The sequence below is a fragment of the Paraburkholderia sp. BR10882 genome, assembly GCF_040948855.1.
Classification (GTDB): Bacteria; Pseudomonadota; Gammaproteobacteria; order Burkholderiales; family Burkholderiaceae; genus Paraburkholderia; species Paraburkholderia nodosa_A.
In genome coordinates, this window is record NZ_JBFPKP010000024.1 from 1 (window position 1) to 15363 (window position 15363).

The following is a 15363-nucleotide window of genomic DNA, read 5'->3' on the forward strand; positions in this document are numbered from 1 at the left end:
ATGCCCATCGGCTACACTCGACGCTCGATTACGTCAGCCCTATGACGTTCGAGAAGAACTGGCTCGCTGCCCAGCGAGCCGCCTGAATTCCCTCGGCTATGGGATACGTCAAACAGGGGTAAGGTCAGCAAGCGACGCTATCGGCACGAATATTCATGTGAACGTCAAAATAAATTTTCTGCGCGAGCGGATACGAACAACCATTGGAACCGTGGCAATGACTGTATCGATCGTGATAGTGGGTGCCGGCTTTTGCGGGACGATGACCGCCACATGGCTACTATCGGATCAAACCGCAAAGCCCCTGTCGATCGCACTGGTCGATGCCAGCTATAGCGTTTCGCGCGGCATTGCTTATCGGTCGGACGAGGAAGGTTGGCTCCTGAACGCACCCGCACGGGCCCTCAGTGTTGAGCGGGACAACGGGAACGGCTTTGTCGATTATTGCCGACTGCGGGGCCGGCCTGCGGAACCCGATGATTTCCTGCCACGCGCATGGTACGGTGACTATCTTGCACATCGGCTAAAACAGGCAGTAGGAAAGTCGGGGAAGCATCAGTTTTCTCAACACGACGGATACGCCGTTGCGCTGGCGCCCGAAGAGGATGGCCGAACGAAGGTTTACTTGCACACGGGTGTGGAGATTTCTGCCGATCACGTCGTCCTTGCGACGGGCCACAGCTATGGCCGCCCCTCCATCACTGTAGCAGCGACCGGTGGCGCTTCACTCGATCAACGTTTCCTCGCGAATCCCTGGGACGCAGTTAAACTGCGGGCCGTGCCGGATGACAGCCAGTTCTTCATGTACGGGTCTGGTCTGACGGCACTCGACGTTGTTTACGCGCTGCATCGGCGCAGCGAAAAGTTGTGCTTCACTCTTATGTCCCGCCGTGGTTTGTTGCCCCAACACCACCGCCGGTCACTGCCGAAACTTCAGCCACAAGCGCGGCGGGCGCTTCTCGATCAACTGACTGCTGGCCCTAGGCATTGCCTCACCGCCGTACGCAAAGTCATTGCTGAACATCGCGCGAGAGGCGGTGACTGGCGCGAGGTGATCGATAGCCTGCGTCCTGCGGTACCGCAGATCTGGTCAAACTGGTCTGAGGCCGACCGGCGCGCTTTCGTGCGTCATATTGCGCCTTACTGGGAAACACATCGTCACCGACAGCCACCTTCCACGGCAGCGCTCGTCGCGTCACTCAGGATGAGTGGCCGCCTCTCGCTTATGAGTGGGCGAATCGAGACAATCAGCGCACATGGCGACGGGCTGCTGCTGGCTATTCGCCCGCGCGCAGCAACGGGCTCGCGCGTTGTACGCGCATCGTATTTCGTCAATTGCACGGGTGCCGGGATGGCTCCCGCTCATTCAGCTGCGGCGTCAGATACAGTACCGCATGCAGATCGCCTACATCGGCCTATAGCACACGGGTGCGATTCTCTTTTTGATCAGTTACGGCGCGACGGGATTGCAAAATTTGACTGGGCGGGGTTGTGTGTTGATGAGTCTTACCGCGTAGTCCGAGTCAATGGCTGCACGAATCCGTCACTCTTTTATATTGGCCCCGCGCTTAGAAGACGCTTTTGGGAGGCGACGGCGGTGCCCGAATTGCTAATGCATATCGAGCGGATGACGGAGATCATGAGGCGGCAGTTTTCTGCACGTTAGACGCGAGCGCGTGGCCTGACAGGGTCATGGATGCAAGCGCACGCTCTGGTTCTGGCTCCAATATCGACGCCTGCCTTGTGATGTAAGCAACCGGTGAAGTCACCTTGCCCGGCGCGCGCGGAATCTATAGAGCGCTGGCGGAAGGTTCCCATCGGTGAGGCAGCAAGTCGTCGATGTCAGTCGCGAGATATGTGGGCAGGCGCGCGAGCACATCCTTCAGATAGGCGAGCGGATCGTGCCTGTTCAGTTGTCCCGAACGGATCAGGCTCATGATGGCAGAGGCCCGTTCCCCGGCGCGAAGTGAGCCCCGCAAACAACGAGTTTTTTCTGGCGGGGCCTAGGTGTCGATGGCGGTCAGTGTCCGCCCTTTTCAGGCGACGTCGTATATCGACGTCGCGACAAAGGGCGAACAATCCAGATACTGCAAGCGCTAAGTGCGCTGTGAGCGGTATGACGACGATGCAGGTCGCGGCGTAGGGGCGCGTAGGGCGATTGGAGACACGCCCCGCGTCGCGTCGTGACAGCGGCATGGAAGAAAGGCGGTATGCGGTCCATTAAACTTGCGGTAACCCATGATTTTTTGAGAGTTCAAAGCCGAGTTGTATATCGATGAGTCTTCGCAAACCTCTCCAGATCGCGGTGTTTCCGGGCGGCGGGGCACTGGCTCGATCCATGTCCGCCAAGCTGGGCAAGTTTGAGGAGATATCGTGTAAGAGGCGTAGCGTTCGAAGCTTCGCGTAGCTTCAAAGTGCCCGCGCACGATATCCTGCTCACAAGCTTTCGGATTTGAAAGCAATCGGTAAGCCGCCTTCGTATTGCACCTTTGGTATCGGAGTTGTAATAGGGCTGGATGCAGAGAAATTCCCGGATTGCCGCATAGTGACGAAACAAGACGGGCGACCTTGCCCTGTTGTAGCCGAATGCGGCCTCGGCGCCTATGTTCGCGCTCGCCCGGATGTGCTCGATGACAGCGGGGGGAATGGCGTCAACGAAGGGAAAGTAGTGCATCTGCTGAAAGGCCTTCAGCAAAACCAGCAGGCCCAGTCTCGAGGACTGGCCACGCGCGTTGCGGCGCACCCACTCGAGCTCTTCGACGTCCGGCGAATAGAACGCTTGCAATTCCTCCGGTGAAAAAACCTTGGGAAACCTCGGATACGCGGTACTTTCGATGGTCGCCATGCCGAATTCCGGATCTCGAATGGGCTGGCCAGTGTAGCGCAAAAAATCCGGCAAAGCCGTCACACCTGTGCCAGTCTTGAGCAACCAGTTGGCCGCGATAATTTTCGGATTCAGAACGCAGCGAAGGGGCAGAAACATGGGCAAAGCCAGCCAGCAGAAAAAATCGTCGCGTGCCCGCAAACTGGGCGTTGGCGACCTGGATGCATTGCGACGGGGAGCGGTTCAGTCAGGGAACCCGACGCTATCGTTCTCGATCGGAATGAACTGCCGCCGGAGCAGAAAATCTCCTGGCGCTCTCGCGCAAATGCTTCAGGATGAGGTATCCGATCATCCAACACTGGAGGAATATCAGAGCGCGCTAACGGCGATTGCGGCGGCGTGGAATACCAGCCTCCCGCCCGAGAGAGCGTGCTGAAGCGCTACGCGATCAGATCGGATTTGATAAAAGTGTTCCACCCGAAATACGGCGCGAGATCATACAGGGCATCGAGCGCCTGGTTGGGAAAATCTAACCCGCTTTCCCGTGACCTCCGTCGTATCGTTTCGTGGAAGGCAAGGCTCGAAGGTGACGTACTCCGGGTCGTTGCCGCAGCGTCCGACGGTCCCCGGCACGACACTTTTAAGTGATGTCATACGGGGTTTGGCGCGAACGATGTCCGCGTAAGAAATCGCACATTCAGACCAGTCGGCCAAGGACTCGGCCGTCCCGCGCTGGCTGACCACGTTGACCTATCTGCATCTCGACGACGCAAGCGGACGCGATAGCTCAGGGAAGCATCCCCAGCCCGATTTCCTTACTCCACCAAGGCATAAAGATCCGCCACCTCATAACTTCTACACTTATGATCGCTATTCGGCTGAATCGTGGTCAGGGGCCTTCACGATATGCGGAAGGCCATTGCGAGTGGCCGCATTCGCGCCGAACGCCATTGAGGGCATGCGCCGGGTTATCTTCGTCATTTTTTCTCGAATCCTTTGCCCGCAATATCGTCGGCTCAAACTCCTACCGCCGTTCGCCAATCCGGTATTATGCGCTTGCTCGCTATCTCTCTGCGGTGCTTCGAGGATAGCCGAGGGGTGGAAACTACAGGGCTTTGGCATTCCATGCCTTAACGCCTCGAAAACATGGATCTGCCATACCCATCAACGACATTGACTCTCGCATAAATTTTATTTGTTATGGTTAGCGCTATTACGGTATAAACTATGTGCTCGATTTCAGGCGATCACGCAATCGAAGTTCTAAAAAGGCGGAATTAGACATCATCTAAACTGCAATGGCTTGCATTTTAATTTTCGTTAAATGCATTGCCAGATGCTCAGATAATTTAGCCCACTGCCATTGCAAAATTGAGGAATAAAGCCGAAGATGAGAAATCTCTTTCTTGTTACCCTTGCGCTCAGCGCATCGTATTGCGCTGCTGCTGAAACATACGAAAGCTGCCCGACGCCCGCCGTCATCAAAATTGCGCGGAACGTGTACACTGCAACAACCAGCGATAACGAGGGGGAATGGACGGGTTTTGCGAGAGGACCGGACGACGGCAATATCAAGGAATTCACCTCAGCCACGTTTGATCCACCGCAGCTTGATAATGACGGTGTTGTGCAATCGGCGTCAGTCCAGTGCTCCTACGAACTTGCCAAAGGCGGACATGTGAATCTACGGTACATGCCTAGGTCTCCGCTACCAAGTCTAAGGGTAGATCAAGGCTTATGGCGCCGGAAATCTGGCCTTCGCGACCTTGACTACTATGAATGCACTCAGCCGACCGCGTTGCGTTGTAGGTTCGTTGTCGTTCGACGGTCCTGAACAAGCTGAGCGTCCGGCAGCGGCGGCTTCCCGGTGGGAGCCGTCTTGGTGCAATTTCAAGGACATTGACCTGTCGCCTCGCGAATCCTAGCGAGATTCAGACGAGGTCAACGGTACGTTTAGTGGAGAAGAATCTGCTCCGGCATCCGCTGCGAGAACAGGTCAATGTGAAGCACCAACTGGTGGATCTGGCTGGAACCGACCTTCTGCTTGGTTTTCGCGTCCCAAAGGCCTCTGGTTGCACGGCAGCATCCGGACAGCAGCGCAACCAGCAGCAGCGTCAGACACGACACGGACCATTCCCGCACGAAGGTATCCGCGCATTGCGCGAATCGCGCCACCGCCGCTGCGCCCCGCTGGAGTTCGCGCAGGATCACGCCCACATCTCCTACCGGTGCGCGAGGCACTTTCCTCCTCCATCGATCCCAGCCGATGGCAAGCGCCGCGCCAGCCAGGACAGGCCACAGCGCCCCGGGCGCGAGCGCGTCGAGCAGCGTGCCAACCGGGATGTGCAGATACAGCACTCATAGCCCGATCAGCGAGGCCAGCACCATGGCGAACCACGTGAGCGGTGCGGGGACGCGGGCATGGGCATACGTCGATCAGCCCCTTCGTGCCGATCAACGCCAGAATGCCCAGAATCGCGACGATACCGAGCGGCCGGTTGAACACCAGCAGCGCTGAGCACCACGCCGATCAGGCCCAGCGGCATCACCGCAACCTCCATGGCCAGACGCCGGAAGCACACCAGCAGCACCATCATGCTCGTGAACATCAGCACGATCATGACCGGCACCACCGCAAAGACCGACGTCCGGGAGATCGCGCTTTCCTCGAATAGGCCGCTGGTTTCGACCCGGTAGCCGCCCGGCAGCTTCGCCTTGAACGCGTCGATCTTCGGTGCCACCGTCGCGACGACTTCGTCGGACACGCCGACCAACATAATTTATATGAACGCCCCCGATGCGCCAGTTTTTCTTGTGTGTTAATTCGACACGTTTCGCAACGAGAACCCGATCGACATCGCGGCCAGCCTCATTCGCTGCGGGCCCCGATGAAATCCGCTGACTCGTCCCTCATTTGTCGCACGAGCTCAACGCTCGAATTATGCTTCAAGTTCAGCGAGTCACGGTCCGACCAGTCTTGTCATCACGCTCGATTGCCAACGCAACCTTTCGACGTCATTCGTCCAAGCTTTACTCTGTTGCTCGATCTATCAAGCTGACTTCGCTAGAAGTCAGAGGCCCCGTAGCTTGGATAGCAGGGTGGGGGGAAACCAAGCCTCTGAAGCCTATCGACAGGCATTTCCTAGGGGAATGCGCGAGTCATCGGGCCGTAACAAAAGTGAACGTAGATGTGGCCTCGAAAATGAAAAGCTCCGAGGGCCGAGCCCGCAACCGTGAGGGTGAAGGCAGCATGGGTAGCGGAATTCTGACCGATACGGCTATTCCACTTCGGCGGGGTGGAAGCGACGGCACGAAGACAAGGACATGCTGAGCAACTGGAGAAGCCCTCCTCGCCCCGGCGCGAAATCGCCGGAGCAAGGTAGGTTCTATAACCGGCGAACCCGGGAAGTGGACCGAAGGCGAGAGGGTGGCGGATGGGCCCGTAGTAGCCGTGAAACCGGGTAACGCTGGTGGAGCGAAGGGGCCCTGCTGTTTGTAACTTCCTCGACAACATGGGAGGCAAGGACGAGATGACAAAGGCCAGTGTCGAACAAATGCGACTCCGTTCCACGTGCCGCCAGTTTGCTTTGTATTTCACTGATTATCGAAGGTCTTCACCTCACTACAGTCAGTTAATCTCACCGGTCGCTGGAACCTCGCTTGCGCTCAGCGGACACTGATCATACCCACTCGCATTCACTGATGGCATAAAAATTGCCTCAAGGTAAGCCGACGACGTAACCGATACACCTATACATAGTCAAGGCCAAACATCCATGCAAAAAATTGTCACCATCTTTCTGCTTCTAATTTCCTACTGCACGTTGCTATCGGCTGCTGACAACCAGGGGAACGGAACCATACCCCCCCTTTCCTCTTACCCCCTCAGACTTTCAGCGGGCTCTCACAGTTCGTTATCAATACTCGGATAAAATTGTCAATTTCGTCGATACCCCCCTTTCTGGCTTTCGCCCGAGACCCTTGCCTACCGACGGACGACACATGGTGAGCGCCAGTTCATTAAACTCAATATCAAAACTGGGAAGAAGCAACCAGCTTTCGATCATGGCCGCCTTGCCGAAGCATTAAATAGGGCGGCCTCCTCGAATTTCCGAGGCAATTCGCTGCCCTTTGACCGCTTCGAAATCGGACAAGACGGCAACCAGTTGCTGTTCTCCATTGGTTCCGTTCAGTGGAGTTGTGATCTTTCAAGCTACATCTGCACTAGGATCTCTCAGGGCGAAATCTTGCCATTTCATAACGACTTCACGCCAACGGCTGCAAGCGATAGTCGAATCACAATCGATTCACCGGACGGCAAGTGGAAAGCATATATCAAAAACTCCAACGTCTTTCTAATGAGTAAGGACGGATCCGTAAATGTACCGTTAAGTTGGGACGGGACAGAAGCGAACAATTACGTCTTCTCATCCCTAAAGTGGTCCCCTGACTCCAATCACCTCGCAGGTTACCGTGTCGCCCTCGGCCAACCGCGTCAAATCGTGCTTGTCAATTCCTCAGCAACAAACCATCAAGCCAAGTATGAGCCAATAGAGTATGCCAAAGCGGGAGATATTCTTCCGCGACCGCAACCGGTACTATTCGACATAGTCAACAAGCGCATGATCAATATCGACAATGCTTTGTTCCCGAATCCTTTTGACCTTTCCAAAATTAATTGGCGGAAGGATGGGGAAGGCTTTACATTTGAGTACAACCAACGCGGCCATCAGCTCTACCGAGTAATCGAGGTGGAGGCCGCCACCGGCCGTACGCGCTCTTTGATCGATGAGGTCAGCTCCACGTTCGTCGATTATACAGATTTAAGAAATAACCAAATAGATTCCGGAAAATACTTTCGCTACAATGTTAATGATGGAGAGGAAATTATCTGGGCATCCGAACGCGATGGATTTGAACATCTGTACCTCTTTAATGGCCGTACCGGTGTTTTAAAAAACCAAATCACCAAAGGTGACTGGATTGTCCGCGCGGTGGACCACATCGATCCAGTCAGAAGGGAAATTTGGTTTGAAGCAAGCGGAATGAATGTCGGCGAGGACCCTTATTTCGTTCATGCCTACCGAATTGGCTTCGACGGAAAGGGGGCTGACATCACTTACGCCAGAACCGGCCAATCATCACATCGAGTTTTCTCCTGACGGTAGCTTCTACGTCGACCTCTGGTCGCGTATCGACCTTCCCCCACGCATGGCGCTTTGAGCTTGCCCCTGAAAAACGTATCCCTTGCTGAGGTTTAAACTGCAGCAAGGAGAAACGAAGATGAGCCAATTGAAGCGTGCGCGGTACACCCTGGAATTCAAGCTGGAGGCGGTGCGGCTGGTGAAGGCCGGCCAGAGCCTGGCAGCGGTGTCGGCGATTCTGGGGGTGTCGAGCCAGACGATCTCGAACTGGGTGCAGGCGGACCGAAAAGGAACGCTGGTCGGCCCGGGTACGAAGCCGGTAACCGAGGAGCAGATGGAACTGGCTCGACTGCGTGCGGAGAATGCGCGACTGAAGATGGAGCGCGACATTCTAAAAAAGGCGGCAGCGTACTTTGCGAAAGAATCGACGTGAAGTACGCCTTTATCGAACGGGAGCACAAGCGCTGGCCGGCGTCGCTGCTGTGCGAGTTGCTGGAGGTCAGCCCGAGCGGGTATCACCAGCGGCGTCAGCGGGCTGCAGCGGGCCGGGAGAGGCACAGCCCGGTACAAATCAGCGACGATGCCTTGCTGGCCAACATCCGCGCGATCCATGCGCAGGTCAAGGGTGAGTACGGCTGGCCGCGCATGACGAAAGAACTGGCTCGGCGACTTGCTTCTATCGACCCTCGTGGCCTTAGAGACCTATCTTACGGCCCTCTCTACGCACGCAAAGTCCAGCAGTCCAAGCGACAAAACCAAGCGCTCATTTCACTGGCACGGCGACGCTACGACGTCCTGTTCGCCATGCGACGGGACCTTTTCCGAACACAAGTCAGCCCTTAACGCTTGATGAACCGCATAGGGGGGCATCCCAACATGAAAACCAAGACATCGATCTACTGGCGACGCATCTTGTCGAGATCGAATAGATTCAGGGCTGACCCGCCCTGACTTGGGCCTACCGGCTTCTGCGGCACGACCGGGTCGTCGTCGTCCTTCATCAGGTTGTTGTCCTGACGATACGCGCCCTGCACACCTTGAATATAGTCGTAGCGGTTCGACGTGACAGCCTGCGCCTTATCCCGATCGTCGATGATGACCGGACGCAGGAATATCATCAGATTCGTCTTTTCGCGGCTCTTCTGCTCCGAACGGAACAGCTGGCCGATCCACGGCACGTCGCCTAGCAGCGGCACCTTGCTGTTGCCGTTCGCGTACCCATCTTTTATCAGGCCGCCGAGCACGATGATCTCGCCATCATCGGCCAGCACCGTCGACTGCACCGAGCGCTTGTTGATTGTCACGCCGCCCTGATTGTTCGTCGATGCCGAATCGACGGACGAAGCTTCGGCATAGATTTGCAGCTTTATGATGCCACCGTCGGTGATCTGCGGCTTCACGTGCAACACGATCCCGACATCCTGTCGATCGAACGTGTTGAATGCGGTCACGGACGTTGCGGCATTCGCGGTCGGCGTGGCGTATGAACCCGTCACTACAGGCACGTTCGAGCCAACGACGATCTTCGCCTCTTCGTTATTGAGCGCGATGAGGTTAGGTGTCGATAGGACGTTCGCGTCGCTCGACTGCGACAGCGCCTGCAACAGCCCCCCGAGACCGAACACGTCGCCGAAGCGGTGCAGCAGGCCTACGTTCAGGCCGTTGTTCAGCAGGTCCGCGCCCTTCGTCGCGAGCGCTGCGGCGGGGGCGTTCGCGATGATCGCCCCCTGCGCAGTCAGGTTCACGATGCCCTGGCTGCCGTTGGAATTGAAGTTGGAGCTGCCGTAGAGACCGTTGTTTCCACCATTCGAAAGCAGCGCACCCTGCCACTGGATGCCGAGGTTCGCGTTTGTCGTCGCCGACAGTTCGACGATTAACGCCTCGATATATATTTGCGCGCGGCGGACGTCAAGCTGATCGATCACGCTGCGCAGATTGCCGTAGACGGCGTCCGACGCGGTAATGATCAACGAATTCGTCTCCGGATCGGCCTGGATCATCCCGCCGGGCTGGTTCTCTTCACTGTCACCGCCTTCCTTTTCGCCAAGAAACGCCGCGTTGTTACCTTGACCGCCGTTGTTGCCGCCGCCTGCAAGTCCATTGCTTCCCATCGACGAGAATGACGAACCGCCCAAGGATCCGCCTGGCAGTGGGGGCTGGCCCGGCGTGCCCGCCGACGAGTCCATGTTTCCTTGGTTGAACGAGTTCGCGGCACCACCGCCCCCTGTGGACATCAAATCATTGCCGCCCTTGCCGAGCATGCCGCGCAGCGTCTTCGCAAGACGCCCGGCATCCGCGCCCCGCAGTTGCACAACGTGGATGTTACCGGGCCGCCCGGTTGCCGCATCAAGCTGCTTCGCCAGCGACTTCGCCCCCGCGAGGCGCACTGCGTTCGACGCTCGCAGCATTAGCGAATTCGTGCGCGGATCGGCCTGCACCAAGACTTTCAGCGTCGCATCCGTATTGCCGATCGACCCAAGGTCGAGCATCTTGGTCATCTGCGTCGCAACGTCGGTCGCATTCGCGTTCTTCAGTTCCACTACCTGCACTTGCTGGCCGGCCGCAGAATCGACGCCCGCGATGATCTGCGCAATGCGGCGGACGTTATCAGCGTAGTCCGTGACGACGATCGTATTATTCGATGGATAGGCCGCAACCATATTGCTCGGCGAGATGAGCGGACGCAGCACTGGCAGGAGGTTGTTCGCCGATTCGTTCCTGAGGCGAAAGATCTGGGTGACGACCTGATCGCCGTGTGCCGAAGGCGCATTTCCAATGTACGTCGGCACACCCTCCACTTTCGCGTCCGCTTCGGGCACGACCTTGAGCACACCGTGATCCTGCACCAGCGAGAAACCCTGCATTCGCAGCGCAGACTGCAGAGTTTTCAATGCTTGATCCTCGGAAACAGGGTGCTCAGAGACGAGATTCAGCCGCCCTTCGACGCGCGGGTCAACAATGATCGTCTTCCCTGTCGCCGCGCCGACCGCCTTGGCGACCTGATCGATGCCGGCATCGACGAAATTGAGCATCACATCTGCCTGCGCGGTATGGGCGGTAATCAATCCAGCCAGCAGTAATGCGGTTGCGATGCGACGTAAAGCCATACGGTTTGTTCTTGTTAGGTTAACAGTCTATGTGGATTTGCCGGCAGTTGAATCAACACGCACAGCGCATTTACGTTGTGGACAGCTGCCGCTTTGTTCGCAAGTCGTCGTCAAACTTCAGCAGGACCGCATGAGGGGAAACACGATCGCTACGCATGCAACGGTGGGTAGCAATCAGTTGCACGGCAGGCCATGGCCGCCACATTGCAGAAGAACGAACGGCGTGGCGATGAACAGCGACGTCAAGAGGCCTTGGCAGACCATGGAACAGCGCGCCCATCCGCCTCATCATCACGATGCAGTTGAGGCAGCCGAGCTGCTGAGCCGATTCCGACCACCAGCTCGGTGAACGAGGTGGTCAAATATCCTGACCGTCGCTACACGGAGCCGCCCTACGACGCAGATGGCGACTGCTATTGCGAGACCGCCCTAGCACACTTTGACCGGTTCGAAGTAGACAGGGCCATCCTTGCGAGGACACACGGACAGTGGCAATCCAGCGCGGCCGCCGCATCACGCTCTCGAGCTCCAAGCTCGCGAACAAAAAAGGCATCGGAGGCGCGCTGAACTAGCTTGTCACGGGCCGCGACAACTCCGCGCAGCTGGATTCGACAGATCGCCGTGTGCGACCAGCGCAAACCCTGTGGCAATGCAATTCGCTTGGACGGCGTCCAACTCCGCGCTCGCACCTAGCCCCGTGGCAACGATGTACGAATCGTAACAGCGCGGGTTCGTTCCGTATAAGTCGCTATTTTTTTTGGATGCATCAAGCACATTTATGAGTCGCGATTTGTGCCAAAAGCGAGCTTACGTTGGCAAGGGCGGTTAGGTTAGGGAACTTAAGGAAAAGCCGAAATAGGTGATCACGGCCACCGGTATTCCATCCGCCGTTGGCGCAATAAGCGGTGTTAACAGAATGACTTTTGCTGGTGTCGCCAACATATGATGCAGCAGCGGAAAGCCTTGTGGATGGAAGCGAGCTGTTCGAAGCGGATGCGCGGTCGGCGGAAGTTGTGAAGCCGCGAGATGGTCCGCTCAACAACCCAGCGTGTTTTGCCTAGCCCACTACTATGTAGGCAGACCACGTCGAGCGATTTCGGTTGCAATGCCGGCAGCATGCAGTGGACGTCGATATTTGTCGTGGTCGTAGCCTCTGTCGCCCTGAACGAACCGAGGCTTTGATATGGTCTGCCATGCTTGGCCGGAAATGCCTCGACCAGCGCTTGAAGTTGAGTGACGTCATTGCGGTTCGCGACGGTCAGAATCACCGCGAGCGGGATACCCTGCGCTTCGGTGATGGGATGGTGCTTTGAACCGGGTCGCGCGCGGTCTGTGGGATTTGGTCCTGTTTTTGACCTGAGCCCACAGCGCGGATTGAACAGGAATCGACGATGACGCGAGGCCAGTCGATTTGCTCGGCTGCGCGCAATCGCCCAAGCAGCACCTCGTGCAAATGCTCCCACACGCCAGCGGCTTGCCAGTCACGTAGGCGCCGCCAGCAACGCATGCCGCTGCCGCACCCCATCTCTCGAGGTAGCAGGTCCCAACGCAGGCCTGTCTGTAAGACGAAGAGAATGCCGGTGAGCACCGCACGATTGTCGAGCGGCTTGCGCCCCGGATAACGGGTTCGCCGTGGTTTGAGAGGGGGCAGCAGCGGTTCGATGAGTGCCCACAGTTCGTCGTCGAGTATTGGCTTGGCCATGTCCTTTATATGGACGCCGCCCTTTTGCGAAGGGCTTTGAGTGTTCTGACGTAACAGGAACGGCTGCAGCTTTATATCTGGCCTTTGCAGCTAGTGTTTCACTGCGGGCCCCTATGGATTCCGCTGACTCGCGCCTCATTTTCGTCGCGGGCTTTTAGCCCGAAAGGACATTCAGGTTTGGCGAGTCCCGGTCCGACATGTTTTGCCATCACTCTCAAGTGCCAGCGCAACCTTTTGACGTCCCATCCTCCGACTACAGAGCTGATTTCATGTGCGTTCGAAAATCGCTCAAACTGGCCTGGCGCTCACATATCCACTCCGATAGGAACAACCATGTGCGAGGATGGCCCAAATGGTACGGGCCATCTTGTCCGCCAGTGCAACGATCACGACGTTCAGTGGCCGGCGCTTCTTCATCTGCTCGATTGCGCGGTTTGCGAAGTACGCGAGAAACTCCGCCCGTTTGATCGGCTTGTTGACGATTTCGCCGGTCTCTTCGTCCACGTGGTGTACCTGAAAGATTTTTTTTGCGATATCGACACCAACTGGCATAGGCTTCACCCGTCAGCATTGGTGAAGCTCAATACTCAGTCCATTCGCTCCGCCGCGTGAACTCCTCCCCCCCGCCGGGCCACCATTGGAGGGTAAAACTCTCTAAAGGGTTTTCCGCATTCTGCCACGTGCATTCCTTATCCGAAGCAGCAGCCAACACCGCCGCCCCGACCAGCGCAGCGACCATCAGAGCACCACACAGCACCCTCTTTAGCTTCTTCATAACTGCCCCCGTCGGTCAACGTTAATATCCCTAATGGTCTTCGTTTCATATCACTCTCCGTACTGCCCACCAAATCACATACATTACGCGATTCTTCCTGCAACCGACAGGGAAACGAATCAAATATACCTACGTCAATCGGAGTCGCCACTGATCCGCACATTCATTCCGGCCCAAAGCAACTGGAATATTCCGCACATTCCCCGCAGCTTGAGGCCCGGCAGACGTTCAACGCCTCGGTCCCGCAAAGTTCCTTGTAGAGAAACTTCTTCCACCTCATGCCGTGAACGTTCTTTTCAGCAAGCGCCGGAAACCAGTACTCGAGAAGCGCCGACAATTCGCCGCGCGAAGAAAGGCGCAACTCCTGCCACAGATGTTTTTTGCCTGCGCAAGCGTAGACCAGCGCGTGAGAAATGCAATTGATCTCGGTCGTTGTGCCTGCCCCCGGATTGGCGTGTGTCTTTAACAACATTACAAGATCGATGTCGTCATAAGACGGTCCTAGCTGTGAATCTGCAGCCGACGCGCCAAAGTAAAGACCCAGAGAACTCTCGGCATCAGGGAACCAGCGAGCAAGCATCCAGTGTGTCTCCGCTGCATCCAGTCCGGGGATAGGCAATCTTTCCGTACCGCCTTCGTCGAGCGCCGCCGCGAGCACACCGGCGACCGCAAGCACCGTCAAGTCGTCCGGGCTTTCCGCATGGCGCATTAACACCGCGTAGTAATCCATAGGAATTCTCGCTTGCTCACACTTGGGCCGCAGCATGTGTGTAGCACCCTTTCGGGCATATCTTCGCACATGCCGTGCAGCCAACGCAGAGACCTCGATGCGCAATTGTCATGACCTTCTTTTCATGCTCGTCCTCCTCTTCATCGTCATCATCCAGTGGAACATGATCGCCAGCTTCATCGATGCCTAACAGTTGAAGTACGCCGCGAGAACAAACCCGGAAGCATCGCCCGCAACCGATGCACTTTTGTTCGTCGAGTGAATCAACAAAGTGAGGTATCCAAGCCTCTCCGCTTGGGAGTATCACACTAAAAGGATGGCTCATTTGAAGGTCCGGAGTTTAATCGGAAGCCGAAACTGCGGTCTGACGTGCCTGCATCAACGCCGCATGCGCGTCGTGACAGCGTTGCGCGACTACCATTATCTGCTCCCAACCCGTTGGTAGATCTTCTGACAGATCATGCAGATCCATCTTGGCCTGCGTGGCCAACGCGTTGAGTTTTTTCAGGCGCGTCTTAAGTTCCCGCGAGTCGTTGCACATCATGTCCTCCTTATCGGACGACGCACTACAGGCGTCACTGGCAACAAGAACCGTCATACTAGGGAGATCGGTTTTAGCCAGGGGCAACTCGTCATCCCCCGCAAAATCGTACGATGTGCCACGTTCCCTGGTGAGCTTCTTGCGCAACCACGGAGGCGGCGTGCCTTTCAGAACCCTGCTCAGCTTGATTAGAATCTCTTCGATCGGCAATGGCTGCGGCACCTTCACTGGATGGACCTTAAGCGCTACTACGCGCGCAGCCGCCGTACCGCCTATGGCCGCGACATACAAGATCGCGCAGTCGCGGATCACTTCGAGCTTCGGCGCAAGTTTCTCATCATCACCGTCCTGCATCAGCTTGTCGCCGAAATCAAAAATCTGTAAAAGTGAATGTCCTTCCGTCGTCACGTCGTATACCGCAATGCCTTTCGCCCAGCCAAAATGAGCGTCGACGTGCACTTTGTCCTGTGTCGCAAAGGCGATCTTCATGCGCTGGTCTCCTCATCAAGTTCAAGTTACGGCATGTAACACCCTTCTCTT

The 15363-nt window shown here is 56.7% G+C and carries 12 protein-coding genes and 6 pseudogenes; 5 read left to right on the forward strand and 13 right to left on the reverse strand.

The window, feature by feature from the left end:
* Window positions 1-1666: FAD/NAD(P)-binding protein (locus AB3X99_RS35505; RefSeq protein ID WP_368619611.1), on the forward strand; the 1666-nt coding region annotated here is incomplete at its 5' end.
* Window positions 1667-1790: 124 nt separating this feature from the next.
* Here AB3X99_RS35505 and AB3X99_RS35510 read toward each other — a convergent pair.
* A pseudogene (locus tag AB3X99_RS35510) lies at window positions 1791-1995 on the reverse strand (transposase domain-containing protein); the annotation flags it as partial.
* 259 nt (window positions 1996-2254) lie between these two features.
* Entirely contained in the window at window positions 2255-2845 is a 591-nt protein-coding gene (locus AB3X99_RS35515; RefSeq protein WP_368619639.1) for a DUF4158 domain-containing protein, read from the reverse strand.
* A gap of 136 nt (window positions 2846-2981) precedes the next feature.
* Here AB3X99_RS35515 and AB3X99_RS35520 point away from each other — a divergent pair, with 136 nt between their 5' ends.
* Window positions 2982-3260, forward strand: coding sequence for a hypothetical protein (locus AB3X99_RS35520; RefSeq protein ID WP_141710967.1), 279 nt, complete (start codon window positions 2982-2984; stop codon window positions 3258-3260).
* Between the two features lie 884 nt (window positions 3261-4144).
* Here AB3X99_RS35520 and AB3X99_RS35525 read toward each other — a convergent pair.
* Complete coding sequence (locus AB3X99_RS35525) at window positions 4145-4417, reverse strand: hypothetical protein (protein WP_256095114.1); 273 nt, start codon at window positions 4415-4417, stop codon at window positions 4145-4147.
* Here AB3X99_RS35525 and AB3X99_RS35530 point away from each other — a divergent pair.
* Entirely contained in the window at window positions 4323-4658 is a 336-nt protein-coding gene (locus AB3X99_RS35530; protein WP_368619640.1) for a DUF3757 domain-containing protein, read from the forward strand. The two genes, AB3X99_RS35525 and AB3X99_RS35530, sit on opposite strands and share 95 nt — an antisense overlap.
* A 119-nt stretch (window positions 4659-4777) precedes the next feature.
* On the opposite strand, the gene AB3X99_RS35535 is transcribed toward AB3X99_RS35530, so the two are convergent.
* Both AB3X99_RS35535 and AB3X99_RS35540 read right to left on the reverse strand, forming a co-directional pair.
* Window positions 4778-5182, reverse strand: coding sequence for a hypothetical protein (locus tag AB3X99_RS35535; protein WP_368619612.1), 405 nt, complete (start codon window positions 5180-5182; stop codon window positions 4778-4780).
* 11 nt (window positions 5183-5193) lie between these two features.
* Window positions 5194-5589 carry an efflux RND transporter permease subunit gene (locus AB3X99_RS35540; RefSeq protein ID WP_141710968.1) on the reverse strand — a complete coding sequence of 132 codons (396 nt, stop codon included), beginning with the start codon at window positions 5587-5589 and terminating at the stop codon, window positions 5194-5196.
* A gap of 1482 nt (window positions 5590-7071) precedes the next feature.
* Between AB3X99_RS35540 and AB3X99_RS35545 the strand changes: the two genes are divergently transcribed.
* The gene (locus tag AB3X99_RS35545; protein WP_368619613.1) at window positions 7072-7986 is read left to right on the forward strand and encodes a DPP IV N-terminal domain-containing protein; all 915 of its coding nucleotides are present in this window, start codon (window positions 7072-7074) and stop codon (window positions 7984-7986) included.
* Between the two features lie 121 nt (window positions 7987-8107).
* Window positions 8108-8628: pseudogene (locus tag AB3X99_RS35550) on the forward strand (transposase); the annotation flags it as partial.
* Window positions 8629-8864: 236 nt separating this feature from the next.
* Here the strand turns inward: AB3X99_RS35550 and gspD are convergent.
* The 8 genes and pseudogenes from gspD to nifX all read right to left on the reverse strand — a co-directional run.
* A complete protein-coding gene (gspD, locus tag AB3X99_RS35555; RefSeq protein WP_368619614.1) occupies window positions 8865-11075 on the reverse strand; it encodes a type II secretion system secretin GspD in 2211 nt (736 codons plus the stop codon).
* A 908-nt stretch (window positions 11076-11983) separates the two neighbouring features.
* Window positions 11984-12777, reverse strand: a pseudogene (locus AB3X99_RS35560) (IS5 family transposase).
* A gap of 288 nt (window positions 12778-13065) precedes the next feature.
* A pseudogene (locus tag AB3X99_RS35565) lies at window positions 13066-13203 on the reverse strand (IS110 family transposase); the annotation flags it as partial.
* A pseudogene (locus tag AB3X99_RS35570) lies at window positions 13204-13329 on the reverse strand (IS110 family transposase); the annotation flags it as partial.
* A gap of 386 nt (window positions 13330-13715) precedes the next feature.
* On the reverse strand, window positions 13716-14282 hold the full coding sequence (locus AB3X99_RS35575) for a nitrogen fixation protein NifQ (RefSeq protein WP_069268350.1): 567 nt from the start codon (window positions 14280-14282) through the stop codon (window positions 13716-13718).
* 16 nt (window positions 14283-14298) lie between these two features.
* A complete protein-coding gene (fdxB, locus tag AB3X99_RS35580) occupies window positions 14299-14607 on the reverse strand; it encodes a ferredoxin III, nif-specific (RefSeq protein WP_083245591.1) in 309 nt (102 codons plus the stop codon).
* Window positions 14608-14622: 15 nt separating this feature from the next.
* Entirely contained in the window at window positions 14623-14823 is a 201-nt protein-coding gene (locus AB3X99_RS35585) for a CCE_0567 family metalloprotein (protein ID WP_069268349.1), read from the reverse strand.
* Window positions 14824-14907: 84 nt separating this feature from the next.
* Window positions 14908-15312: pseudogene (gene nifX, locus AB3X99_RS35590) on the reverse strand (nitrogen fixation protein NifX); the annotation flags it as partial.
* Window positions 15313-15363: the final 51 nt, after the last annotated feature.